Origin of the sequence: Sphingomonas sp. (assembly GCF_965227385.1) — a bacterium.
In the GTDB taxonomy this organism is placed as follows: domain Bacteria; phylum Pseudomonadota; class Alphaproteobacteria; order Sphingomonadales; family Sphingomonadaceae; genus Sphingomonas.
The window spans coordinates 3844513-3869457 of record NZ_OZ245750.1 but is presented as its reverse complement, the minus strand read 5'-3'; the positions used below and the strand labels follow the sequence as shown (position 1 = coordinate 3869457).

The 24945-nt window shown below is 63.5% G+C and carries 24 protein-coding genes and 1 tRNA gene; 15 read left to right on the top strand and 10 right to left on the bottom strand.

Going from position 1 to position 24945, the window contains the following annotated elements:
- From phoU to ACO05N_RS19045, 6 genes are all read right to left on the bottom strand, one after another.
- Positions 1-702: a phosphate signaling complex protein PhoU gene (gene phoU / locus ACO05N_RS19070; protein ID WP_422058555.1), complete on the bottom strand. Its 702-nt coding sequence runs from the start codon at positions 700-702 to the stop codon at positions 1-3.
- A complete protein-coding gene (pstB, locus tag ACO05N_RS19065; RefSeq protein WP_422058554.1) occupies positions 702-1520 on the bottom strand; it encodes a phosphate ABC transporter ATP-binding protein PstB in 819 nt (272 codons plus the stop codon). The genes phoU and pstB overlap by 1 nt, the downstream gene beginning before the upstream one ends.
- Positions 1520-2821: a phosphate ABC transporter permease PstA gene (pstA, locus tag ACO05N_RS19060; protein WP_422058553.1), complete on the bottom strand. Its 1302-nt coding sequence runs from the start codon at positions 2819-2821 to the stop codon at positions 1520-1522. Before pstA ends, pstB begins: the two co-directional genes overlap by 1 nt.
- Complete coding sequence (gene pstC, locus ACO05N_RS19055) at positions 2814-4193, bottom strand: phosphate ABC transporter permease subunit PstC (protein ID WP_422058552.1); 1380 nt, start codon at positions 4191-4193, stop codon at positions 2814-2816. Before pstC ends, pstA begins: the two co-directional genes overlap by 8 nt.
- 45 nt (positions 4194-4238) lie before the next feature.
- Positions 4239-5270 carry a substrate-binding domain-containing protein gene (locus ACO05N_RS19050; protein WP_422058551.1) on the bottom strand — a complete coding sequence of 344 codons (1032 nt, stop codon included), beginning with the start codon at positions 5268-5270 and terminating at the stop codon, positions 4239-4241.
- A gap of 83 nt (positions 5271-5353) precedes the next feature.
- Complete coding sequence (locus ACO05N_RS19045; RefSeq protein ID WP_422058550.1) at positions 5354-6571, bottom strand: sensor histidine kinase; 1218 nt, start codon at positions 6569-6571, stop codon at positions 5354-5356.
- Between the two features lie 71 nt (positions 6572-6642).
- On the opposite strand from ACO05N_RS19045, the gene ACO05N_RS19040 reads away from it, so the two are divergent.
- Genes ACO05N_RS19040 through ACO05N_RS19025 form a run of 4 tightly spaced genes read left to right on the top strand, consistent with a single transcriptional unit; the run spans position 6643 to position 9181 of the window.
- Complete coding sequence (locus tag ACO05N_RS19040) at positions 6643-7044, top strand: hypothetical protein (RefSeq protein ID WP_422058549.1); 402 nt, start codon at positions 6643-6645, stop codon at positions 7042-7044.
- Positions 7045-7050: 6 nt separating this feature from the next.
- Entirely contained in the window at positions 7051-7317 is a 267-nt protein-coding gene (locus ACO05N_RS19035) for an HPr-rel-A system PqqD family peptide chaperone (protein WP_422058548.1), read from the top strand.
- On the top strand, positions 7317-8180 hold the full coding sequence (locus ACO05N_RS19030; protein WP_422058547.1) for an HprK-related kinase A: 864 nt from the start codon (positions 7317-7319) through the stop codon (positions 8178-8180). The genes ACO05N_RS19035 and ACO05N_RS19030 overlap by 1 nt, the downstream gene beginning before the upstream one ends.
- Entirely contained in the window at positions 8177-9181 is a 1005-nt protein-coding gene (locus tag ACO05N_RS19025) for a nucleotidyltransferase domain-containing protein (protein WP_422058546.1), read from the top strand. The genes ACO05N_RS19030 and ACO05N_RS19025 overlap by 4 nt, the downstream gene beginning before the upstream one ends.
- On the opposite strand, the gene ACO05N_RS19020 is transcribed toward ACO05N_RS19025, so the two are convergent.
- The gene (locus ACO05N_RS19020; protein ID WP_422058545.1) at positions 9123-9836 is read right to left on the bottom strand and encodes an HAD-IA family hydrolase; all 714 of its coding nucleotides are present in this window, start codon (positions 9834-9836) and stop codon (positions 9123-9125) included. The genes ACO05N_RS19025 and ACO05N_RS19020 overlap by 59 nt on opposite strands.
- Positions 9837-9913: 77 nt before the next feature.
- On the opposite strand from ACO05N_RS19020, the gene glmU reads away from it, so the two are divergent.
- From glmU to glmS, 5 genes are read left to right on the top strand one after another with little or no spacing between them, the layout of a single operon-like run.
- Positions 9914-11266, top strand: coding sequence for a bifunctional UDP-N-acetylglucosamine diphosphorylase/glucosamine-1-phosphate N-acetyltransferase GlmU (gene glmU / locus ACO05N_RS19015; protein ID WP_422058544.1), 1353 nt, complete (start codon positions 9914-9916; stop codon positions 11264-11266).
- Positions 11263-11574, top strand: coding sequence for a hypothetical protein (locus ACO05N_RS19010; RefSeq protein WP_422058543.1), 312 nt, complete (start codon positions 11263-11265; stop codon positions 11572-11574). The genes glmU and ACO05N_RS19010 overlap by 4 nt, the downstream gene beginning before the upstream one ends.
- A 31-nt stretch (positions 11575-11605) precedes the next feature.
- Positions 11606-11968 carry a ribbon-helix-helix domain-containing protein gene (locus ACO05N_RS19005; RefSeq protein WP_422058542.1) on the top strand — a complete coding sequence of 121 codons (363 nt, stop codon included), beginning with the start codon at positions 11606-11608 and terminating at the stop codon, positions 11966-11968.
- Complete coding sequence (locus ACO05N_RS19000; RefSeq protein WP_422058541.1) at positions 11965-12345, top strand: type II toxin-antitoxin system VapC family toxin; 381 nt, start codon at positions 11965-11967, stop codon at positions 12343-12345. Before ACO05N_RS19005 ends, ACO05N_RS19000 begins: the two co-directional genes overlap by 4 nt.
- A 16-nt stretch (positions 12346-12361) precedes the next feature.
- Positions 12362-14185 (top strand): glutamine--fructose-6-phosphate transaminase (isomerizing), encoded by a 1824-nt coding sequence (glmS, locus tag ACO05N_RS18995; RefSeq protein WP_422058540.1) that lies wholly within the window; start codon positions 12362-12364, stop codon positions 14183-14185.
- Positions 14186-14232: 47 nt separating this feature from the next.
- Here glmS and ACO05N_RS18990 read toward each other — a convergent pair whose 3' ends face one another.
- Both ACO05N_RS18990 and ACO05N_RS18985 read right to left on the bottom strand, forming a co-directional pair.
- Positions 14233-16305, bottom strand: coding sequence for an amidohydrolase family protein (locus ACO05N_RS18990; RefSeq protein ID WP_422058539.1), 2073 nt, complete (start codon positions 16303-16305; stop codon positions 14233-14235).
- A 56-nt stretch (positions 16306-16361) separates the two neighbouring features.
- A tRNA-Gly gene (locus ACO05N_RS18985) sits at positions 16362-16435 on the bottom strand.
- A gap of 440 nt (positions 16436-16875) precedes the next feature.
- On the opposite strand from ACO05N_RS18985, the gene ACO05N_RS18980 reads away from it, so the two are divergent.
- From ACO05N_RS18980 to ACO05N_RS18955, 6 genes are all read left to right on the top strand, one after another.
- Entirely contained in the window at positions 16876-18282 is a 1407-nt protein-coding gene (locus ACO05N_RS18980) for an HsdM family class I SAM-dependent methyltransferase (protein WP_422058538.1), read from the top strand.
- A 90-nt stretch (positions 18283-18372) separates the two neighbouring features.
- Positions 18373-19887 carry a restriction endonuclease subunit S gene (locus ACO05N_RS18975; protein ID WP_422058537.1) on the top strand — a complete coding sequence of 505 codons (1515 nt, stop codon included), beginning with the start codon at positions 18373-18375 and terminating at the stop codon, positions 19885-19887.
- Complete coding sequence (locus tag ACO05N_RS18970; protein WP_422058536.1) at positions 19884-21062, top strand: hypothetical protein; 1179 nt, start codon at positions 19884-19886, stop codon at positions 21060-21062. The genes ACO05N_RS18975 and ACO05N_RS18970 overlap by 4 nt, the downstream gene beginning before the upstream one ends.
- Positions 21044-21511, top strand: coding sequence for a hypothetical protein (locus tag ACO05N_RS18965; RefSeq protein ID WP_422058535.1), 468 nt, complete (start codon positions 21044-21046; stop codon positions 21509-21511). The genes ACO05N_RS18970 and ACO05N_RS18965 overlap by 19 nt, the downstream gene beginning before the upstream one ends.
- Entirely contained in the window at positions 21512-22576 is a 1065-nt protein-coding gene (locus ACO05N_RS18960; RefSeq protein ID WP_422058534.1) for a hypothetical protein, read from the top strand. It begins immediately after the preceding gene.
- Positions 22577-22959: 383 nt separating this feature from the next.
- Positions 22960-24168, top strand: a complete 1209-nt coding sequence (locus ACO05N_RS18955; RefSeq protein WP_422058533.1) for a type IV secretory system conjugative DNA transfer family protein — start codon at positions 22960-22962, stop codon at positions 24166-24168.
- Here the strand turns inward: ACO05N_RS18955 and ACO05N_RS18950 are convergent.
- Complete coding sequence (locus ACO05N_RS18950; RefSeq protein ID WP_422058532.1) at positions 24089-24619, bottom strand: hypothetical protein; 531 nt, start codon at positions 24617-24619, stop codon at positions 24089-24091. The genes ACO05N_RS18955 and ACO05N_RS18950 overlap by 80 nt on opposite strands.
- Between the last annotated feature and the right edge of the window lie 326 nt (positions 24620-24945).

Below are 24945 nucleotides of genomic sequence, written 5' to 3'. Positions count from 1 at the left end.
TCAGGCCTCCGGCACTTCGGTTGCGTCGCGATCCGCCAGATACTGGCCGGTCGCGGCGAAATAGACCATTTCGGCGACGTTGGTCGCGTGGTCGCCGATCCGCTCGAGATTCTTCACGACGAACAGCAGGTGTGCGACCTCGCTGATCGTCCGCGGATTTTCGACCATATAGGTGACGAGCGTGCGGAAGATGCTGTCGTAGAAATCGTCGAGCCGGTTGTCGCGCTCGATCACGCGGATCGCGCCTTCGGCATCGCGCGCGGAGAAGGCGTCGAGCACGTCGTGCACCATCTCGCTCGCCATCTGCGCCATCGCCGGGATCACCGAAATCGCCTCGATCCGGTCGGTGCCCGACGGGTGGATCAGCGGAACGCGCTTGGCGATGTTCTTGGCATAATCGCCGATCCGCTCGACCACGCCCGCGATCTTGAGGGCAGCGACAACGTCGCGCAGATCGTCGGCCATGGGCGCGCGCAGCGCGATGACGCGCACGGCGAGCTTTTCGACTTCGGCCTCGATCGCGTCGATCGCCTTGTCCTTGGTCCGCACCTGCTTGGCGAGCGCGACGTCGCCGCGCTGGAGCGCGGTCATCGCATCGCCGATCGCCTCTTCGGCGAGGCCGCCCATCTGCGAGATCAGCGCGCGGAGGTGCTTGATGTCCTCGTCGAACGCCTTGACCGTATGTTCCTGGCCCGTCGCCATTAGCCGTACCTTCCGGTGATATAGTCTTTCGTCCGCTCCTGACGGGGCGCGGTGAAGATCTGGTCCGTCTCGCCATATTCGACAAGCGTGCCGAGGTGGAAAAAGGCGGTGCGCTGGCTGACGCGCGCGGCCTGCTGCATGTTGTGGGTAACGATCACGATCGCATATTTGCCGCGCAACTCGTGGATCAGCTCCTCGATCTTTGCGGTCGCGATCGGGTCGAGCGCCGAGCAGGGCTCATCCATCAGGATCACTTCGGGGTCGACCGCGATCGCACGCGCGATGCACAGCCGCTGTTGCTGACCACCCGACAGCGCGGTGCCGCTGTCCTGCAGCCGGTCCTTGACCTCTTCCCACAGGCCCGCGCGCTTGAGCGAGCGTTCGACGATCGCATCCATTTCGTTGCGCGAGCGCGCAAGGCCGTGGATGCGCGGGCCATAGGCAACGTTTTCATAGATCGATTTGGGGAAGGGGTTCGGCTTCTGGAACACCATCCCGACGCGGGCGCGCAGCTGCACCACGTCCATCGCCTTGTCGTAGATGTCCTCGCCGTCCAGCGTGATCTTGCCCTCGACCCGCGCGCTGGCGACCGTGTCGTTCATGCGGTTGAGCGTGCGCAGGAAGGTGGACTTGCCACAGCCCGACGGGCCGATGAACGCGGTGACATTGTCCATGTCGACATCGATCGACACCTCGCGGATCGCCTGTTTCTCGCCATAGAAGACGTTGACGCCGCGCGCCGACATCTTGGGCGTGGCCCCGGCCCGGGCGGGCGCGGCGCTGTCGACGGCGGTGCTTGCATAATCGGTTTGGGTCATCACCAGCGAGTCTCGAAACGGTTGCGAAGATAGATGGCGATGGCGTTCATCGCGAGCAGGAAGATGAGCAGGACGATGATCGCGGCGCTCGTCTTCTCGACAAAGCCGCGGCTCACCTGGTCCGACCACAGGAAGATCTGAACCGGCAGTACCGTCGCCGGATCGAACACGCCGCCCGGTGGGGTGACGATGAACGCGCGCATGCCGATGAGCAGCAGCGGCGCGGTCTCTCCCAGTGCACGTGCCATGCCGATGATCGTGCCGGTCAGGATCCCGGGCAGTGCCAGCGGCAGGACGTGATGGAACACCACCTGGATCCGGCTGGCCCCGATGCCGAGTGCGGCGTCGCGGATCGACGGAGGCACCGCCTTGATCGCGTTGCGCCCGGCGATGACGATCACCGGCATGATCATCAGCGCCAGCGTCATGCCGCCCACCAGCGGCGCGGAGCGGGGCAGGTGGAGGAAGTTGAGAAACACGGCGAGGCCGAGCAGGCCGAAGATGATCGACGGGACCGCGGCCAGGTTGTTGATCGACACCTCGATCAGGTCGGTCCAGCGGTTGCGAGGCGCATATTCCTCGAGATAAACGGCCGAACACACGCCGATCGGGAAGGCGATCAACAGTGTCACCAGCATCGTCAGCAACGAACCCTTGAGCGCACCCCAGATCCCGACGCCGGTCGGGTCGGTCGCGTCCGAACCCGACAGGAAGTTTATGTTGAAGCCCTGTTTCAGCGTGCCTTCGTCGCGCAGTCGCGCGGCGATCCGGGTCACTTCGGGATCGTTCCCGTCGCCCTTTGCCGCGAGCGCGATCGGGGACGAGGCCGGCACGTCGATCGAGGCACGGCCCTGCAGCAACTCGGGCCGGGCCTTCAGCTCGTCGCGCACGGTGACCCAGGCGCTTTCGGAGATATAGTCGGCGCCGTCCGGTCCGAAGGCCGCGACGGCGGCATCGGCGACGACATCGTTCAAGCCCGCGCTGGCCAGCGCCAGATCGGCACCCTTGCCGCGCAGCTGTTCCGGCGTCACTTCAAGCGCAGCTGCCTTGAAGTCGATCGGCAGTGCGATCTCGGCACGCTGGAACCCGCCAATGCCCTGCCACAGCATCGTGACGAGCAGGAAGGCGAGGAAGCTGGCCGAGCCGATGACTGCCGCCAGCCCCCACATTCGGAAGCGACGTTCCCTGGCGTAGCGGGCGCGAATGCGCTTCTGCATCGCGTCGGTCTTCCAGCCGGTCGGCGCCGCGGGTGCGGGCTCCGCGTTACCAGTCGGCAGCTGCGGGACAAGGGACTCACTCATAAGCTTCGCGATACTTTTTGACGACGCGCAGCGCGACGATGTTGAGCAGGAAGGTGATCATGAACAGGGTCAGCCCGAGCGCGAAGGCGGCGAGCGTCTTGGGGCTGTCGAACGCGGTTTCACCGGTCAGCAGGTCGACAATCTGCTTCGTGACCGTCGTCGCGCCATCGAACGGATTGAGCGTGATGTTCGCTGCGCCCGACGCCGCCATCACCACGATCATGGTCTCGCCAATCGCGCGGCTGACCGCCAGCAGGATGCCGGCAACCACGCCCGGCAGCGCGGCAGGGATCAGCACGCGCTTGATCGTCTCGCTGGTCGTTGCGCCCATGGCAAGCGACCCGTCGCGCATCGCGGTGGGCACGGCGGCGATCGAATCGTCGGCCATCGACGACACGAACGGGATGATCATGATGCCCATCACCAGCCCTGCCGACAGCGCGCTTTCGGCCGAGGCAAACTGAAAGCCCAGCATCACCGCGAAGTCGCGGATCAGCGGCCCCACGGTCAGCGCGGCGAAATAGCCGTAGACGACTGTCGGCACGCCCGCGAGAATCTCGAGGATCGGCTTCATCCACGCACGGAAGCTGCGCGGAGCATATTGGGTGAGGTAGATCGCACTCATCAGGCCGAACGGGATCGCGATGATCATCGCAATGACCGCGCCGATGAAGAAGGTACCCCAGAACAGCGGCAGCGCGCCCAGATTGGCGCCGGGATCGTCGGCGCGGATGACCTGGGGGCTCCAGTTCAGACCGAACAGAAAATCGGTGATGGGCACGATCGAGAAGAAACGGACGCTTTCGAAGATCAGCGAGAGGAAGATGCCCAGCGTCGTCAGGATCGCGATCAGCGATGCGACGAGCAACACCATCATCACCGCCCGCTCGAACTTGGTGCGCGCACGAAAGTCAGGCTTAACGCGCGTGAAGGCAAAGGCGCCAAAGGCAAAGGCGAGGATCAGCGCGAGCGCCGTGCCGATCCAGTGATAGCGGCTCAGCGCGGCGGAATAGGCCGGCGCCAGCTGCTCGGCCAGCGGATAGAACGCCCCCTGGCTGCTCCCCTCAGCAATGCTGCGCGCTTCGTTGAGGATCGTCTCCCGCTCGAACCCGAAGGCTGGGAGTTGCGCCGCCGCCGGATTGGCGAGCACCGATTCGGTGACGAGCCCCGGGCTGACATTGACCCAGACGATCAGGAAGATCAGCGCCGGGACCACCGCCCAGGTCGCGACATACCAGCCATGCTGGCTCGGCAGGCTGTGCAGCCGCTTGGCGGGCAGTCCGCGCGCCATCCGCGCCGCCCGGGCGCGCGCCGTCAACCAGCCGATCAGGCCCAGGCCGAGGATCAGGAACAGGAGTGCGAAAACATTCACCGGTCAAAGCCGCCTATCTGGGAACGCTATTGGTGTCGGTCGACGTTATTTGAGGTCGCCGCGCTGCATCGTCAGGCCCTTGGCGATCGTGTCGCTCGCCTTGCTGCGATCCGCGTCCGACGACGCGATCATCCCGCGCTTGGTCAGCGGACCGCCCGGCTCCCACATCCGCGTATATTGGGCGAGGAATTCGTTGATCCCCGGCACCGCCTTCAGATGCTGTTTCTTGACATAGATGAACATCGCACGGGCGCCCGGATACTGGCCGGACGAAATCGCCGCGTAGCTGGGCTCGACGCCATTGACGGGCACGCCCTTCAGCCGCGACGCGTTTTCCTCAAGATAGGAATAGCCGAACACGCCGATCGCATTGGGATTGGCGCTGAGCTTCTGGACGATCAGATTGTCGTTCTCACCCGAATCGACATAGACGCCGTCTTCGCGCACGCGGGTGCACAGCTCCTTCGCCTTGTCCTTGTCGGTCTTTTCGATTTCCTTGACTTGCGGATAGGCCTCTTCGCACCCCGGATGCATGATCAGTTCGTGCAGCGAATCGCGCGTGCCGCTGGTCGCGGGCGGCCCCATGACGGAAATCGGCACCGCCGGCAGCGACGGGTTAATGTCCGACCACAGCTTCGCCGTGTTGGGCTTGCCCATAGGGGTCGCGGCGAGCGCGCGATAGGCTTCGGCCAGCGTCAGCTGGATCTTCGGACCGTTGATTGCCTCAGCGAAGGCGATGCCGTCCATGCCCACCTGAACCTCGAGAATGTCGGTAACGCCATTGCGCTGGCACAGGTCGAATTCCGACGCGGTCATCCGGCGCGACGCGTTGGTCATGTCGGGATGCTGCGGACCGACACCCGCGCAAAACAGCTTCATGCCGCCGCCAGTACCGGTCGATTCGATTACCGGGGCCTTGAAGCTGCCCGAATTGACGAACTGCTCGGCGACCATGGTGGTGAAGGGATAGACGGTCGAAGAACCGACGATCTTGATCTGGTCGCGCGACGCCTGGCCGCCGCCGCCACAGGCAGACAAGGTCAGCGCCGAAAGCGCGATCAGCGAAAAACTGCGCATCGTGATTCCCCCCGGCCGTCCTGCGAGTCGCGGGACAGGGGCCGGTCCTGTCCGCGATGGCCCTGTGTTGCAGTTGCGTGACGCTATGATGACACCGCGTCCGGAATCGGTGCGACGGGCAGCAGGATTGTGACCGACGTGCCCTGACCAACCACGCTGGCGATGTCGAGGCGGCCACGATGCCGCTCGACGATATGCTTGACGATCGCCAGTCCCAGGCCGGTTCCGCCGGCGGCGCGGCTGCGACTCGAATCGACGCGATAGAATCGTTCGGTCAGGCGCGGGAGGTGCTCGGGCGCGATGCCCTCGCTCTCGTCGCGCACGCTCAGGCGCACCATCGCTGAATCGGTCGCGTCGAGCGAGACCGTCACCGGCGTGCCCGCGCGGCCATATTTCATGGCATTGCCGATGATGTTGTGCAGCAGTTGCGAGAGCTGCACCCGGTCGCCGCGAACCGGGGGCAGTTCAGCGATGGTCGGCGCAATATCCGCCGCGCGCGCCGGGGCAAGCGAGGACAGCTCGTCGCGCACCTGCCCAAGCAGCGCGGCGAGGTCGACCATGTCGTCGGGCGCGCGATATTTTTCGGCCTCGATTCGCGACAACGAGATGAGGTCGTCGATCAGCCGGCGCATCCGTCGTGCCTCATTGTCCATGACCTTCAGGAACCGCGCCCGGGTTTCCGGATCGTCCGCGGCATCCTCCAGCGTCTCGATAAAGCCGAGGATCGAGGCGAGTGGCGTGCGCAACTCGTGGCTGGCATTGGCAACGAAATCGACGCGCATGCGGTCGGCGGCATGCGCGCCGGTGCGGTCGCTGAGATGGACGACCCGCGCGCCGCCGTTCAGCGCGCGCACGCGCATCTCCCACCGCTGATCGCGGGTGCCAAGGCCGACCAGGTGGATCGGGCCGCCCGGGGCGCCGTCGACCGGGTTGATCAGTCGTTCGGCGGCGGCGGGGTGCCGAATCGCAACGCGGACATCCTCGCCAAGAATATGCTCGCCCAGCAACGCGCGCGCGGCGCGATTGGCGGCCGCAACCCGCTGTGCCTCGACCAGCAACATCGGTTCGAATACTGCTTCGATCGCCTCGGCCACGCCGGCCGGCGCGGTGCTGACCGGGTCGGGGCCGGGGATGTCGTGCGCCGGTTCCTCCGGCGGGGGCGATGCGATCAGCGCCGCCAGCGTCGCGCCGACCAGCGCGATCCCGCCCGCCTGGGGCCCCGCGGTGATCCACGCAACGACCGCAGTGACGAGGACCGCGATCAGCGCGGCGAAAGTGCGGGGGTTGGTCAGGCTCGGCATGACGCCATGCCTAACCGATCATGCGCGCGATTCACACTTGTGAAAGGCCGTTGTGCGAGGGAAGAACGGATATGGCCGACACGACGCCCCCCAAGGACGGATCGCCGACAATCCCGAGCAGGCGTGCGCTGATGCTGGGCGCCGTCAGCGCATCGGCGATCGTGTCGATCAAACCGGCGCTGGCCCAGACTGCCGGATCGGTGCTCAATTGCGAGATTCCGGTCCCCGATGCCGGGCGCGCGGGCAATTATATCGCCGCCGATGGATCGCTGGTTCCAGCCGGGACACAAGGCGCATTTCCTCCGGCCGGGCGCAATTTCAAGGGGGAAGAGGTCAAGCAGGCGCTGAGCGGCGCGAACCTGCCCGGCACGACCTATGACCAGAGCCGCGCGTACACCAATTACATCCGCCGGCTGCAGCGCGGGACCAGCGGTTTTACCTGTTTCGCGTCGCTTCAGATGCCGCGCGGGTAACGCCGCGTGACCCGGTATCGCGCCGCGCCCGCCGCGACGCTGCGGATCGAGCCGCTGGATGCACTGACTTTGGTCTATCACCGCGCGTCGGGGATTACCCATCTGGTGGATTCGCCGGTGCCCGAACTGCTTGAGCTGCTGGCTGAGCCGCTGACGCTGGATCAAGCATTGGCGGTGCTGGCCGAGCGGTTCGATCTGGTCGATCCCGACCGCGCGGCGCTTGCCGCGCGAATCGAAGAGCTGGTCGCGTCCGGGCTGGTGGAGCGCGTCTGATGCGTCACGCCGCCATGCTGCGCATCGGTCCGGTGGGGTTCCGCATCGGCAGCGACTGGCGCAGGCCGATCGCGGCGCTGGACGATCTGTATCGCGACTATCCACAGCCTCAGGACGGCGTTCCCGATTTCACGGTCCGGCTATTCGCCGCGCGGCCGTGGCGGCGCTGGGTGCGCCCGGCGGTGCATCTGGGCGGCGATTTCGTGATCCCGGAGGCGGCGCCGCTGCCGCTGGCGCAGGGGGTGCTGGCGGCGGAAATGGCGATGAACCTGCAGATGGCGCTGGGGCAGCGGCGCTATCTGTTGCTCCATGCTTCGGCGGTCGAGAAGGACGGGCGTGCGCTGGTGATGACCGGCGAAAGCGGGGCCGGCAAATCGACGCTCGCCGCGCTGCTGATGGCGCGCGGCTGGCGGCTGATGGGCGACGAGTTCGCGCTGCTCGATCCCGCCTCGGGGATGCTGCACGGATTTCCGCGGCTGATCAGCCTGAAGAATGAAGCGATCGGGGTGATGCAGGCGGCGCTGCCCGATGCGCGCTGGGGGCCGTTGCTCCAGGGTACGCCGAAGGGCGATATCCGACATCTTGTCCCGGACGCGCGCGCGGTTGCCGCGATGGATGCGCCAGCGCGACCGGCGCTGATCCTGTTCCCAGCATTCGGCCATCAGGTCGCCGAGCGGGCGGTCGAGCCGAGCGAGTGTTTCGTGCGGCTCACGCAAGCCTCGACCAACTATGTTGCCTTGGGTGAGGCCGGGTTCGACGCGCTGACCGGACTGGTGCGCGGGGTGCCGGCGCGGGCGATCGACTATCCCGACACCGACGGCGCGATTGCGCTGGTCGAGCGGCTGTGGGGAGAGCTTGCGTGAGCGGCGCGCTCGTCGCCCGCGCACTGCGCGATCCCGGCTCGGTGCTGGCGCTGGATGCGGCGGGCTGGACCGCGTTGCTCTGCGCGGCGCGAGCGGAGACGCTGATCGGCAGCCTGGCGCACCGCATCGAGGGGCTGGCGATCCCGCCCGCGGCGGCGCGGGTGCTGGCAGACGCGCGCGCGGCGGCGGAGCAGGGGCGGCTGGCGGCACTGTGGGAGGCGGAAATGGCGCGGCGTGCGCTGGCACCCAGCGGCATGCCCGTCGTGCTGCTCAAGGGCACCGCGTTCGTCGCGAGCGGACTGGCGGCGGGGCAGGGGCGGCAGATCGGCGATCTCGACATTCTCGTCCCGCGCGAGCGGATCGACGAGGCGGAGGCGCTGCTGCTCGCCGCCGGGTGGGAGTGGGTCAAGCCCGACCCTTATGACGACGCCTATTACCGCCGCTGGATGCACGAGCTGCCGCCGCTGATTCATCGCGAGCGCGACCGGATGATCGATGTCCACCACACGATCCTCCCACTCACCGCGCGGGTGACGCCCGACGCGGCGGCGCTGATCGCCAGCGCGGTGCCGCTGGGCAACGGCCTGTCGGTGCTGCCGCCCGAGGGGATGGTCGTGCATGCGGCGGCGCATCTGTTCGCCGATGGCGATCTGCAGGGGGGCTTGCGCAACCTGTGGGACATTCACTGCCTGCGCGACGAGTTTGGCGGGGTGGAGTTCGACCTCGCCCTCGCGGCCTGCGCGGCGCAGCATGGCCTGACGCGGGAGGTCGAGCGGTCGCTGCGGCTATCCGCGCATCTGTTCGGCGACGGGGCCGCGCTGACGCTGGCCGATCGCGTCTATGTCCGCTGCCTGCTCGCCCGGGATGGCTGGGGGCGGCGCACGCGCAAGCTGACCGAGTTCGCCTTCTACCTGCGCGGCCATTTCCTCCGCATGCCACCGCTCATGCTGGCGCGGCATTTGTGGACGAAGTGGCGGAAGGGCTATCGGCCAGCCGGATGAGTGTCGCCAGCAGTTCGTCGTAGCCGTCGATCACCGCGTCCGCGCCCAGCTCCGCGACCGGCTGCATCAGGAAGCCGAAGCTGACCGCGATGCTGGGGATACCGGCGTTTTTCGCAGCCGTGATGTCATAGGTCGAATCGCCCACGAACACCGCGCGTCCGCCGCCACAGCGCGCGATCATCTCATGGATCGGGGCCGCCGAGGGCTTGGCGTTGCCGCGCCCCATCGTGTCGCCGCCGATGACACAGGCAAAACGGTGGTCGATGCCGACTTCGCGCACCAGCCGCGTCGCGAAGCGTTCGAACTTGTTGGTGACGATTGCGAGCTTGACCCCGCGCGCCTCCAGATCGTCCAGCGCTTCGCTTAGCCCGGCGAACGGGACGGTGCCGTGCGAGAGGTTGTCGCCATAGTACTCCAGCAGCGCAGGGTAAGCCCGGCGCATGACGTCTTCATCATAGCCGCCCGACTCCTCCAGCCCCTGTTTGAGCATGTTCTTTGCCCCGCCGCCGATCATCGTCCTGATCCGGTCGGGCGACAGGGGCGGGCGGCCCACCAGCGCGAGCGCATGATTGGTCGCGGCGAGCAGGTCGGCGCTGGTGTCGAGCAGTGTGCCGTCGAGGTCGAACCCGACGATATCGAACGGAAAATCGGTCATCGCGCCAAATGCCGGTACCGCTATGGAAATTGCAACATGATCGTGGCAGGGCCGCGCGCGAGGGGAGCTATCTGCCGATGACCAAGCCGATCGCCGCGATCATCCTTGCCGCCGGAAGCGGGACGCGGATGAAGTCCGACACGCACAAGGTGCTGCATCCGATCGCCGGCAAGCCGATGCTGCTGCACCTGACCGACGCCTTCACGGCGGCGGGCGCGGCGGAGAAGGTCGTCGTGGTCGGCGCGCGACGCGAACAGGTCGAGGCGGCGGTCGCGCCGCTGGGCGTGCGGATCGCGCATCAGGCCGAGCAGCTCGGAACTGCGCACGCGACGCTGATGGCGCGCGAGGCGCTGGCCGGGTTCGACGGAACCGTGATCGTCGCATTCGGCGATACGCCCTTTCTGTCGGCGCAGACGATCGCGGCGATGGCGGCGCGTCTCGACGCGGCGGATGCACCGCGCGTCGCGGTGCTCGGCTTTCGTCCCGACGATGCCAAGGCCTATGGCCGGATCATCGCTGACGCGGACGGTGCGATTGCCAAGATGGTCGAGTACAAGGACGCGACCGCCGAGGAGCGCGCTGTCGATCTGTGCAATTCGGGCGTCACTGCAGTGCGCGCGGCAGACCTGTGGCCGCTCCTCGACCGGGTGGGGAACGACAATGCGGCGGGCGAATATTATTTGCCCGACATCGTCATGCTGGCGCTGGCCGATGGCGACCGCGCGGTGGTGGTCGAGACCGATGCCGATGAGGTGATCGGGATCAACAGCCGCGCCGAGCTCGCCTATGCCGAGGATCGCTGGCAGGCGGCACGGCGGGCGCAGGCGATGGCCGATGGCGCAACGCTGATCGCTCCCGACACCGTGTGGTTCGCGCATGACACTGTGCTTGGCCGCGACGTGACGGTGGAGCCGAACGTGGTGTTCGGCCCCGGCGTCACCGTCGCGGACGGCGTCACCATCCGCGCCTTCTGCCATATCGAGGGGGCGACGATCGCGACCGGTGCCGAAGTCGGCCCCTATGCCCGACTGCGCCCCGGCACGGTGCTGGGCGAGAAGAGCAAGGTCGGCAATTTCGTCGAGACCAAGAAGGCGGTGCTGGGCAAGGGCGCCAAGGCCAACCACCTCACCTATCTGGGCGATGCGCAGGTGGGTGAGGGCGCGAATATCGGCGCGGGCACCATCACCTGTAACTATGACGGCTTCTTCAAATATCCGACCGTGATCGGCGCGGGGGCGTTTGTCGGATCGAACAGCGCGCTCGTCGCTCCGGTCAGCATCGGTGAGGGCGCGATCGTCGGCGCGGGCAGCGTGGTGACGAAGGATGTCGAGGCCGATGCGTTGGCGCTGGTTCGCCCCGAACAGACCGCGCTGGCGGGATGGGCGAAGCGGTTCCGCGCGGCGATGGCAGCACGAAAGGCGGCGAAATGAGCGACATCTACGAAGGCAAGCCGTTCCTGAAGCTGCTCGATGCCTATGTCCTCGACGCCATCGGCGCGCTCGATGCGGATAGCGATGCGGCGCTCAAGGCGCAGGAGCCAAGCTTCCACGCACTGTTCGGCGCCACTGGCGACTGGCGCAGCATCGTCGTGCAGCGGATGCAGTTTCCCGAGGGCATGGCGGGCGCGATCAACGAGGTCTGGACCAAGGGCCGCGCAAGGTTTGTCGCCGCGCAGGGACATGAGCCTGACCCGGTCGAATTCGTGCGGAACTTCGTCGACAGCAAGTTCCCGCATTGACATGATATCATGATATGATATCAGTATATCAATGACCCGTATCCTTGCCGATCTGCCCGATGAGGACATCAAGTGGCTAGACCAGCGCGCTGCCGAGCTAGGCAAATCGCGCGCATCGGTACTGCGCGAGGCAGTGGCAGCGTACAAGGCCGAGGCGCCGAAAGACTGGCTGGAAATCGGGTTTGGCGCGTGGAAGGATCGCGACGACATCGGCGACGCTGTCGAGTGGCAGCGGCGCGAGCGTGCATCGTCGACCCGCCCGTGGGATGATGATTATGAAGAGGTCAAGGCTGAGTTCCCCGACCTCTTCGACGCGGAAGATGATCGTCAGCGCCAAATCTATCTCGACATGAGCAAGGGGCATTACCCCGATCCGAAGAAGCCCGCCAAGTGAGCGGCTTTGCGTTCGATTCCAATATCCTGATCGACGCGCTCACGGGCCTGGAGCCTGCGCGCGACGAACTGCGCCGCGCGACGTCGGGCGGCGCGCGCGCGTGGATCAGTCGCATGGTGTGGATTGAAGTGTTGTCCAAAGGATCGGGGGAGGGCCTCCGCCGCGCGGAAATCCTGCTTTCCGGCTTCGGCATCGACGAGATGGACGTGGAGATCGCGACTCGTGCCGCCAGTTTGCGTCGGGAACGTCAGCGCTTGCGCTCGCCCGATGCCGTCATTCTCGCCACCGCGATGTTGCGCGGTCGCGTCCTCGTTACCCGCAATACAAAGGATTTCCCGGCGAACATGCCGGGGATCCGCGTCCCCTATACCCTCTAGAGTCGAGAGCAGACCCATGTGTGGAATCGTTGGAATCCTGGGCAATGACGCCGTTGCCGACCGGCTGCTCGATGGCCTGAAGCGGCTGGAATATCGCGGCTATGACTCGGCCGGCATCGCCACGATCGTCGATGGCGGCATTGCGCGCCGCCGCGCTTCGGGCAAGCTGGTCAACCTGGGCAAGGTGCTGGCCGAAGACCCGCTGCCCGGCAATGTCGGTATCGCGCATACCCGTTGGGCGACGCATGGTGGCCCGACCACCAACAATGCCCACCCGCATGCGACGGGTGAGGTCGCGCTGGTGCACAACGGCATCATCGAGAATTTCAAGCCGCTGCGCGAGGAATTGCTGGCGCGCGGCCGCGTGTTCGAGAGCGAGACCGATACCGAGATCGTCGCGCATCTGGTGAGCGAGCAGGTCGAGGCCGGGCTCGACCCGGTCGCGGCGGTCAAGGCGGTACTCCCGCGCCTGCATGGCGCCTTCGCGCTTGCCATCCTGTTCCGCAGCCATCCCGACATGCTGATCGGCGCGCGGCTCGGTTCGCCGCTGGTCGTGGGCTATGGCGAGGGGGAAACCTATCTTGGCTCCGACGCGCTCGCGCTCGCGCCGCTGACGCAGCGCATCTCCTATCTGGAGGAGGGCGACTGGGTCGTCCTCACCCGCGACGGCGTGCAGGTCTTTGATGTCGAGAACAACGCCGTCGAGCGGCCGATCGTCAATTCGGGCGCATCGGGCCAGCTGATCGACAAGGGCAATCACCGCCACTTCATGGCGAAGGAAATCTACGAGCAGCCGATCGTGGTGGCACAGACGTTGCGCGGCTATCTCCAGCGGCTCGAGGAGGAAGTGACGCTCCCGATCCCCGAATTCGACCTGTCGGCGATCCGCCGCGTCACCATCGTCGCGTGCGGCACCAGCTTCTATGCCGGGATGGTCGCCAAATACTGGTTCGAGCAGTTTGCCCGCGTCGCCGTCGACATCGATGTGGCATCCGAATTCCGCTACCGCGCGCCGGTGATGGAGCCGGGCGGGTTGATGATCGTCATCAGCCAGTCGGGCGAGACCGCCGACACGCTCGCCGCTTTGCGCCACGCCAAGGCGGAGGGGCAGACGATCGCCGCCGTCGTCAACGTGCCGACCAGCACCATGGCGCGTGAGGCGGACCTGTTGCTCCCCACCCACGCCGGGCCGGAGATCGGCGTCGCATCGACCAAGGCGTTCACCTGCCAGCTCGCGGTTCTCGCTGCGCTCGCCGCCAACCTGGCCAAGGCCAAGGGGCGGATGACGCGGGAAGAAGAGAAGGAAATCGTCCTCCACCTCGCCGAAGCCCCCGCCGCGCTCAACGATGCGCTGAGCCGCGACGAGGCGATCGAGGCGATGGCCGGCAGCGTCGCCGGCGCGCGCGACGTCCTCTATCTCGGCCGCGGCACCGACTATCCGCTGGCGATGGAAGGGGCGCTGAAGCTCAAGGAAATCAGCTATATCCACGCCGAAGGCTATGCCGCAGGCGAGATGAAGCATGGACCGATCGCGCTGATCGACGAGAATGTGCCCGTCATCGTCATCGCGCCAAGCGGCCCGCTGTTCGAAAAGACCGTCAGCAACATGCAGGAAGTGCAGGCGCGCGGCGGCAAGGTGGTGCTGATCTCCGACGCCGAGGGGATCGCCGCAGCGGGCGACAACTGCCTCGCGACGATCGAGATGCCCCGCGTCCACCCGCTGATCTCACCGATCGTCTATGCGGTGCCGGTGCAGCTGCTCGCCTACCATGTCGCAGTGGCCAAGGGCACGGACGTCGACCAGCCGCGCAACCTCGCCAAGTCGGTGACGGTGGAGTGAAGATGGAATGACGAGACGGGGGCGGCAACCCGCCCCCGCACGCGCATCTACTTCGGCATCCCGCTATACCCCGCCGCCTTGCGCAGCTCGGCACCGTCCATGACATAGCCGTCGCTGACCACGGTGACGACACGACGCAGTGCGCCGAGTTCGGTCGAGGGGTCACCGTCGACCAGGACCATGTCCGCCTCCTTGCCGACCGCAATCGATCCGGTGCGCTTGTCCGCGCCGACCACGCGGGCAGGGACGATGGTCGCGCTCTGCAACGCCTCCGCCGCGCTGAACCCGGCCTGCTGGTAGATTTCCAGCTCGCGCACCAGTTCGATGCCCCAGCCATCGGTGCCCGCGACCACGGTCACCCCCGCCTTGTGCAGCCGCCCGACCAGCTCGACCATCTTCGCATAGCTTTTGCGGTAATCGTCGCGGGTCAGCCCGTCGAAAAGCGGATAGCCGCCGCTGGTGAAGGCCGATCGCTCCATCACCGGAGAGATGATGCCCATATAGGGCGCATAGGCAGGATGCGGCGCGCCGCCATCCTGGGTCAGCATTCCTTCGAAGATGACGATGGTGGGATCGACCACCGTCTTGCGCCGCGCCAGATCGGCGACAAAGCCGGTCATCAACGGTGCGTTCAGGTCGACATCCTTGAAGTAGCGCGCCGGCCCCTCCATCCGCTGGCGCGTATTCGCCTTGTCGATCACCTCCTTGGGCATCGACTCCATCACCACGAAATTCAGGTGGGTGAGCTCGTCATAGCCCGCCGCGACCGCCTCGCTCGGCTTCATCGTCGCCGGAACATGGCCATGGACGTGCAGGCCCAGCCGGTGCGCTTCTGCCGCCGCGGGCGCGATCCACGCGGGGTTCATCGAGGTGTAGAATTTGACGCCCCACAATCCCGCCTGCTTGATCCGGCGGACGGTGGCGATCGTCTCCTCGACGCTGCTGACCACTTCGGCGCCCTGTGCGGCCAGCGGGTCCTTCTTGTCGATGATGACCGAGATGAACGGCTCGCCCATCAACAGCGTGGCTTCGCCGCGCCGCCGGGTCGCCTCGACCGCGCGGTCGAAATTGGTGCCGGGGCTGCGAAAGCTGGTGATGCCGTTCGCCATGTTCGACAGCACGCTCCAGTCATCGCCGATATGGAGGTGGCTGTCCCAGATGCCGGGCACCAATGTCTTGCCGCGCCCATCGATCGTGCGCGCGCCGGCGGGTGCCGTGAGCGACCCTGCCGCGCCGATCGCCGCGATCCTGCCGTCCTGTGCCAGCACCGCGCGGTCGGGCAGGAACACGCCCTTGTCCGCGTCGAACAGGCGGACGTTGTCAAACAGCACCGGCGCCTTGGCAGCGGGATCGAGGAAGCGTTTGGCGATGGTCGTCACCGCCTGTGCCGTCGCGGCATCCTGTGCGTCGCGCAGCTGCTTGAGCGCGCCTTCATAGCCCTTGGGGATAACCGAGATGAACCCGATGTCCGCGAAGTAGCGCTTCTTGTCGTCCAGCCAGACGGGGACGGGGGAGGGCAGGATGCCGCTGACAAAGGCGAGCTGGACGGTCTTCGGTCCGCCCGGCCCCTGGATCACCTGCGAGCCACCAAAGGTCATGCGCCCGCGCCCGCCGGGGAGGAACGCGACCCCCGCATCGCCCGCTGCGGCCAGCGCATCGATGATCGGCGCAGAAGCGATGCCGACCCCGCCCGCCGGGATATACCAGCCGCCAGCGGGCGCCTCGCCCGCATCGGTCGCGGTCTTCCAGGTCGCGCGACCGCCGGTCACGCGATACTCCTCCGCCGCATCGCCCGACATGGTCACGCCGCGCACGGTCAGCGCCGCGATGCTGCCGTCCTTGGCAAAGGTCGTGACCTGATCCATCTCGGTGATCCAGCCGCGCAGCTCCTGCGACCAGCGATAGGCGACGCGCCCGTCGGGCAGCTGCCAGCGCCATTGGCTGCCATGCTGCCCGGCCTCGGATACCACCACATATTCGGCGGCATCAGCCGGGGGCTTAAGCAGATATTCCTTGGGAACCGGCTTAGACTGAGTCGGCGGGGCGGGGTCGGGATGCCGATGCGCGAAAGCCGGAGCGGTCGTCGCCAGCAGCGCCGCGACCAGGAACATGCGCATCATCGTGTCTCCTCCAAGTTCGTTACTTGGTAGGGGCAATGGCGACGGCGATGCAACATTGGAGCGGGTGAAGGGAATCGAACCCTCGTCGTGAGCTTGGGAAGCTCCTGCTCTACCATTGAGCTACACCCGCAATCTCAAAGCCTTACGTCACCTTTACTTGTCGCTCTGGCTCTTTTCTGGCTCCGATGCCGGACGGCCTGTATCCACATGTCGGCCCAAGGGCGCAACCCCTGTTCGCGTACGAACGATGGACAATAGAATGAAAGAGGTGGATTAAGGTCGCTGACGCGCAGTCGCGTGATAGCGGCGGCTACTGGGCTGTCTGCGGACCGGCAGTTAGCTCTCCGGATCTTGGAAGAGCTGCGGTCCGTTTATCTGGACACGTGGTGGTTAGTCGATCAACCGTAGGTTCCGAAGCCCCCTTGCTGGCATACCCGGGTAGGATCGCGAGGCGGATTGAAAGCAGGGGGCAAACGTCAGGCCGCTCCATGGCACCCTCACAATCGACCCTGATGGTGGCCGACCATCATCGTTGCTCGAACCACTCTGGTGTCGTAGGCGTGCGCCCCGATGTCTATCCCCGTTGTCTCGAAGCGAATCTGGTCGCTCTGCCACGTCCTCCGGGACGATGGCATCGTATTCCACAAATTTCTCTCGGAACTGACCTATCTTCTGTTCCTAAAGATCGCTGAGGAAACGGGGCGAGAGAATCTGCTACCAAACGGGTGCCATTGGTCCGATCTGACCGCGGATGTGGACGGCGGAATGCTCGGCCGCTATCGGAAGATGCTTACGACGCTCGGGGAGGATGCGCCGGATCATGTCGTGCGCGAGATTTTCCGCTTTCCAACCACGGTCTTCAATCACGAGGAAAACCTGCGTAAGGTTGTTGACGGCATCAACGCCATCGACTGGCATGAGGCCAAGATTGACGGACTCGGCGCGGTCTACGAAAGTCTTCTCCAGCGGAGCGTGGCAGAAGCACGATCAGGAGCCGGCCAGTATTTTACGCCGCGTCCTCTAGTTGATGCGATGGTCAGCGTCCTGAAGCCGGGGTTAGGTGAGACGATCCAAGATCCGGCGGCGGGTACGGCAGGTTTTTTGATCTCTGCCCAAGAGTACATTGCGAGCAAGCACACCAAAGCGGCCCGCGAAAAGAATCCACCGCGGTATCAATCCATTGAAATCGAAGGTGACACCTACCGCCTATGTTTAATGAACATGTTCCTCCACGACATGGAAGGTCAGTTTATCCATGGCGATGCGCTAACTGAAGACGCCGCCGCACTGACGGCGCCGGATGTTATCATCGCAAATCCTCCGTTTGGAAGTAGTGCGGGCGGAGCCCGCGCTCGTCGAAGCGATTTACCGTTCCCGACCTCCAACAAGCAGCTGCTCTTCCTGCAACACATCTACCTCGCACTAAAACCCGGTGGCCGGGCTGCCGTAGTCCTGCCGGACAATGTCCTCTTTGAGGACGGCGTAGGTCGGCGTGTGCGCAAGCATCTGATGGACACCTGCAACGTCCACACACTACTTCGGCTGCCCGGCGGCATTTTCTATGCTGCAGATGTTAAGACAAGCGTTCTATTCTTTTCGCGGCCGCGCGAGGGCGAGCCGGCCACGCGCCAGATGTGGGTCTATGATCTCCGCACTAACATGCAGCGGTTTCGCAAGGGCCGGAATCTTACCAACGAAGTATTTGCTGACTTCGTGAGGCTGTACGGCGATGATCCATTAGGACGTAGCCAGCGCGACGACGCAATCGATCCTCGCTTCCGCGTCTTTAGTCGTGAGGATATTTCCGAGCGGAATGATAACCTAGATTTGCGGTGGTTACCTGAAGGTCATAGGGAGGAGCTCGACGAGAGGGAACCGGAGGAAATCTTGGCTGCGTTAGTCCAAACCTTGAGATCTGCCCTTGGGGATGTGGAGGCGATTGCTGCCGATTTGGACCGTGTGCCGAATGCGGAATGAAAATTTCCTGGGTCGGAGAAATCATAGCGCGGGCGTCGCCTGTCATTTGACTCGGGCAATTCTATGATTCGCTCGGCTCCTAGCCATTGGATGCGGGTGCCGCTGGATAACATCGGCATCTGGCGCGGGGGCGGCACGCCCTCCAAATCGCACACGATTTACTGGTCTGGCGGCGTCGTACCCTGGGTTTCGCCAAAGGATATGAAGCAGCGGTTGATCGAGTCCGCTGCGGACAAGATCACTCATCGCGCCATTACCGAAACGGGTTTGGACGTCGTCCCTGCAGGTTCTATTCTCCTGGTCACTCGCAGCGGCATCCTCGCGCGCACGCTCCCAGTAGGACTGACGACTGTCCCGGTGGTCATCAATCAGGACCTAAAGGCGTTCACGCCGGTCGCGGACGTCGATCCGGCTTTTCTTCAGCACCAACTGATCTATCTTCAGTCAGAGATCTTGTCTCGAACGCTCAAGCCGGGCACCACGGTCGAGAGCATCGAGTTTGCCGCTCTGAAAAAATTTGAGGTAGCGCTGCCACCGCTTGCTGAGCAGCAGGCGATCGCCCAGCGGTTGACGACCACCAATCAGTTGTTCGATAGCGCGCGCGCGCAGCTGCAATCCTCCCTCACGCTGTTGGAGGCATACAGGCGCGCCATGTTAATCCGAGCGTTGTCTGGGCGCTGGGATGAGATGAGGATCGCGCGTGAGGTAAAGCTCGGCGAGATCGCGGACATTCAGACGGGCCTAACATTGGGCAAGCGCTACGGCACGGTCAAACTTGTGTCGCAGCCCTATCTTCGCGTCGCGAATGTCCAGCGCGGATGGCTCGACCTTCGAGAGATCCGGAACATCTCAGTGCCTGCGGCCGAGGCCAAGAAGTACCGGCTCGCCAAAGGCGATATCCTAATGAATGAGGGCGGTGACCGCGACAAGTTGGGACGTGGCTGGGTCTGGAGTGGCGAAGTGGCAGAATGCCTGCACCAAAACCATGTGTTTCGGGTGCGATTGCATGACGCGGCATTTCCGCCAGAGTTCATCTCTCACTACGCCAACGAATTAGGGCGCGATTATTTTCTGTCTGAAGCCAAACAAACCACCAATCTTGCGTCTATCAGCAAAGGCAAACTCGGTGCCCTGCCGATCCGGCTGCCGAGCGCAGACGACGCCCGTGCGGCTTTGAAGTTCTATGAAGAACAAACGAGGTGGACGGACGGCGTCCGCGCGCAGATCCTGGACTCACTCGCCGATGCTAACGCCGCACAAGCCTCCGCTGCGCAAAAGGCTTTCTCAGGCCAACTCGTCCCCAGCATCACCAACGCAGCACTGCCGAAGGTATTCGGATCAGGGGCACTCGAGCGTCCCATCAAGAGCCGGCGCCCACGCACCCGGCCTTTTGAGAAAGGGCTTCCAGTGAATACACTTACTGAAATGCTTGAGAATTGGCCAAACGACGGGCTGACGTTCGAGGCTTTGCGGGATCAAATGCCAACCGACTATGAGACCCTAAAAGATGCGGTTTTTGATTTGCTTGCGGGCGACAAGCCGGAACTTGAACAGCGCTACAGCGGGCGGGATCGCACGATGAAGTTTTTCAGGATTGCAGCATGAAACTTCTGCGCCTCACGGTCGAGCACGCAATGAGTTGCGGAGGCCTGCTTGATAAGATCGACGTCGATTTCGAAAGCGAGGCCTCTGAAAGCGAATTGGAGGGCGGAACGAGTGCAACGCTCTCCCCTCACTGCCTGATCGGGCAGAACGGGTCGGGTAAGTCCCAGTTGCTGCAATTGCTGTCCGAAATTTTCCAGTCCGCTTGGTATGCCCATGCGCCGAACGAGGAGCGGGATGTAGCGGATAAGTCCACACTGTTCTCCGTGGAGTATTTGGTATCGCTGTCTCGCGACGGCGGCGTGGAGCATGTACGCCTGCAGCGCGTCAAGAAGGGCATGCGCAATCCTCCGCTGGACATGGCGGTCCAAAAAGACGGTGAGTGGGCTCCGATCGCGATCGATGATCCGGGCTTCGGCGCTCGTCTGCCATCGCTGATCGTCGGTTATACATCCGGGGATAACGAGACATTGAGCCTGCCGTTCTTCGTCAGTCGAGCGGGCTATGCCAAAAGCGTACGAGAGGCTGCGTTCGAGGGTTCCGAGGACGAAGTTGCTGACAATCGTTTGCTGCTCATCGACTACAGCGCCCATCTTGAAGTGCTGGTCGCCAACCTGCTGCTGGGAACAGAGGCAGTGCAGAAAGCCATCCTTGAGGACGCGCGACTTGACTATTTGGCTTCATTCCGATGTGTGATCCAGCTCAATCACTTGCCTCGGTTGAAGACCAAGCGGCGTCGAAGTGACAAACGCAAGGGTGTCCAACTGACGGATGAGCTAGAAGGCTACATCTCCGCGCTTCAGTCCGCGGCGACCTGCTGGTCGTATGACCCAAAGATGGAAGTTTATGTCCTCGACTTCCTGGTCAATGATGCGACGCGCGCAGCGTTCGCAGAAAATTTCGACAGTCCGATTGTATTGTATCGCGCTTTTCATAAGCTGGCCTTACTAAATGATCTAGCAATCCCCAGTAAGGCGAGAGACAGGCTCAAGAAGGAAATCGAGACGCGCCGCTTCGCTTCGCGTCTTCCTGAGCCACAGGACGAGGAAAAGATCTTCCGCTTCGAGCAGGTCCGGTTCTATCGTGGTGACGAAAGGGTTATTGCGCGATCGCTTGACTACGTTTCTCTATCGGATGGTGAACACAGCTGGCTCAAATCATGGGCATGTTCGCAATGATCCTGCAGGACAACGCGCTCTTCATCCTGGATGAGCCCGAGTCACACTTCAATCCGCAATGGCGGGTAAAATTCGTCAAGCGCCTGCTCAACCTGCCGGTTGACGGACGAGGTCGTCAGGAGGTGCTACTTACCTCGCACGCGCCGTTCGTTCCGTCCGATCTGCGCCGAGATCAGGTTCACGTCTTCTCGAAGGGTGCGGACGGAAAGGTGCAGATCGTGCGCCCCTCGGTCGAAACGTATGGTGCCACGTTCGACCGCATTCTTGAGCACTGCTTCGGCGTGTCGCCGCCCATTTCCCAGCTCGCGCGGGACGAGATCCGAGACCTCATGGAGAACGGGACCATCGAGCAGTTGCAGCAGGCGATCGACACGCTCGGTTCGTCGTTCGAAAAGGCCTTTCTGGCTGATCGTTTGCGTCAGCTCGAAGGCGCTGGGGCATCCAACTGAGTGTTGAACGTCTATCCCATAGCCGCGACGGCCGAAAATTGGGTGCACGACGCGGTTTACGGCAAGGTGCGATCGGCGCTTGAGGCGCTGAATAATGGCGAGGATGCACCGGACTGGTCCGATGACATGCCTGCTGACCTCGCTGATCGGCAGGCCTTAGAAACTCGCTATAACGCGTTCCGGGCGGCAGCGGCAGGTCTCACCAATCGCCAGAGGACCAAGGTGCTACGGGCGTTGCAGGATCAGAACAACATTCCGGCGGTGTTTGACGGCATCGCAGCCTGCCCGCGGATCGCCGCAACACCAGTCAAAATCAGAAAGCCCACCGCCGATCTATTCGACGCTGCATTCGATGCGTTGAAGAGCTTCAAGGTGCGTGATCGGCAATACGCAGTTATCTTCGAAGGGCTGCCGGGCAAATGCTGCCCCTTCTGCGGAATTGAGCCTTTCGAAGCGCCAGGTTTGGCACGCGAGGACATGGACCACTATCTGCCCCGCTCGCTCTATCCATTCGCCGGTGCCAATCTTCGCAATCTTGCCCCTATGGGTGGTAAGTGCAATCGGGCCTACAAAGCTGCGGTAGACGTGATTTGCGATGGTACCGGACAGAGGCGCCGATGTTTTGACCCTTACGGCCAGAACCAAGCTGAAGTGTCGCTGCTGGCAAGCCGACCGTTCGAGGGAGACGACAATGGTCCTTTTCCGTTACCAGCCTGGCAGGTAGACCTATTGGGCGATGTCGAGTCCGTCGCTACCTGGGATGAAGTCTTCCAGATCCGGCGACGCTATGAGGGCAAGGTCGGCGCTCATTTTCGAGAGTGGATGGAACATTTCGCTGTTTGGTGTGAGGGGGAGGTGGGGCTAATCCCATCGCGGCAGGATGTTATCATCGCCTTAGGCCGCTATCTCAGCCTCGTACTGCAGCGTACGCACGACGATGGCGCACACTTGAAGAGGGCTATGTTCGAGATGTTGCGTCAACAATGTGAAGAATCCGAGATTTCTGAGCGGTTGGCGAGTTGGCTATCCGCTTTGGTGCGAAGCCAAAGGCAGCTGGTGACCTAGCCGTAGTCCATTTGGAATCAAATTTTGAGAGGATACCACAGACACTTTCAACGTGAAGTCGATTGCCACGCCCCCTAAGGTCTCATTGGCGCCTTCCGGTCTACGAAACGAGATCTTCGAACCTTTGAAGGGTTGGCGCGCGAGCGACTGATTCTGTAGTCGCTACTCGTAATGTCCTATGACCGGAGTTAGGCTGCATTCCTTGGTCGTGATTTGACGGGCCCAGAGACACACGTTTTCGGTTATTGATGACGTAATTGATGGTGAAAATGAGCCTGTCCGACCAATCAGCTAGCACCGTTTCCACCATTTGACTGATCTGATGCATCTGTACGGCAAACTAGAGCCTGCCAATTTTGCGCCCCGGGGGCGAGCATGTTCGTATGTCTGTCAGCTACCTCGGGGTCGCGAACCACCGCCGCCAGAACCTTCGGTTCGGCATCCGCCAAGCTGATCGTCTCGCGCATCTGTACGTCATAGGTCAGACGGGGGTCGGCAAATCCACGCTTCTGGGCCAGCTCGCAGAGCAAGACGCGACTGCTGGGCGCGGTTTTGCGTTGATCGATCCTCACGGGGATCTTGCAGACATGCTGGCCGCTGGATTGCACCAGCACGGTATCGAATTCACCTATCTCGACGCGGCGAACCCAAGGCAGCCGTACGGATACAACCCGCTACGAATGGTTCGTGCCGACAAAGTGCCACTCGCGGCATCGGGACTCCTCGAGACATTCATGAAGCTATGGCCCGATGCATGGGGCGTGCGCATGGAGCACATCCTGCGCAACAGCCTGTTCACGCTCCTTGAATGGCCCGATGCGACGCTTCCTGACATCCTCAAGCTCTATACCGACAAGGTGTTCCGCCAGAAGGCTGCGTCCAATGTTTCCAATTCGGTCGTGCGCGCATTCTGGAAATCAGAATTCGCGCACTACCAGCCTCGGTTTGCGGCCGAGGCCTTGGCACCGATCCAGAACAAGCTTGGCGCGCTGCTATCCGACCCAATGTTGTACCGCGTACTCGTTGAGCCGGAGATTGACTTGCGATTTCGCAGCATAATGGACCGCGGCCAAATCCTGCTCGTCAATCTCGCGAAGGGACGGATCGGCTCGGATAGCGCGAACACGCTCGGCAGCCTCTTGGTTTCCACCCTGGGCCTGGCCGCGATGTCGCGTGCTGACCTTACTACGGAACAACGGCAGCCGTACTTCATGTACGTCGACGAATTCCAGAATTTCACGACGATCGCCTTTGCGTCAATGATGGCCGAAATGCGCAAATTCGGCTTCGGGCTGGTGCTTGCCCACCAGCACCTGCACCAGCTGGACCCCGACACCCGTCATGCGGTTCTCGGCAATGCCGGCTCGCTGGTCTGCTTTCGTACGGGCGTCGAAGACGCGGCGTTGTTCGCCAAGGAACTCGCGCCAGCCTTCGACCCACTCGATATCATCAACTTACCCAATCGCAGCTTCTACACCCGCTTGATGATTGCCGGTGTTCCAAGCACGCCGTTCAGCGCGGAGCTAGCTGAAATGGCTCGCCCGGTTGCGCCTGTGCGAGCCGCCAGCCGGTCTGCCACTTCTCGACCCTAAATTCGAACGGGATGCGAACCGGCTGACCGAAGTTCATCTGCGGGACAATGAAGCCATAGCACTGGTCGGTCGGAACAGTGCGCCACCGAGGCGGCATGGTGTGGAGCGTGAACGACACGCCCACCCGCAACTTACCCGTCCCGTCGCCAAGCATAGCATCTACGATCTTGGGGTTGGCAACAGAGAAAACGCTAGAGCACTCAGCATCCGCGTATAGCATGTCGCGCCGCGACCGGTAGCGGGCACTCATGAACCGTCCAAGGATATCTTGCTCGATCTGGAGCCGTTCATTGTCGGATAGCCCCGTCGGCTGCGGAACGGCTCCGTGCTCCGTAGGCGCTGCCGCAACATTGGCCTCGTTCGCAACCAGCGCCGTATCGGGCGCTGGTTTGCAGCCTGCCAATGCCAGTCCAGCGACCACCATGCATTTGAACGTCGATCTGCGCTTCATTGCCGCCCCTCCGCGCGAGCTGGTTGATTTAGCGGAACCGCGCTGTCAGCGCGGTCTTGAGGGCCTCTAGACGCTGCTCTGCGCTCTTTTGCGATGCGGTCCCGAGATTTCCGTTTAGTGCGAGGTTGATCGCAACAGTGCGTCCGTCAGGCCGTAACGCGACAACTACTGTTCGTTGCACGTGACGGCCAGTGAATGCAGCGCCCATGCCGTCCACGCTGTCAGTGAGCGTGACGGCGTTGCGTTCCGTGTCGGTGCCCGACACGCGATATCCAAGCGACTGCCCGACTTCGCTTGCGGTCGGGATGAAGTTCGTAGCGCGGCGA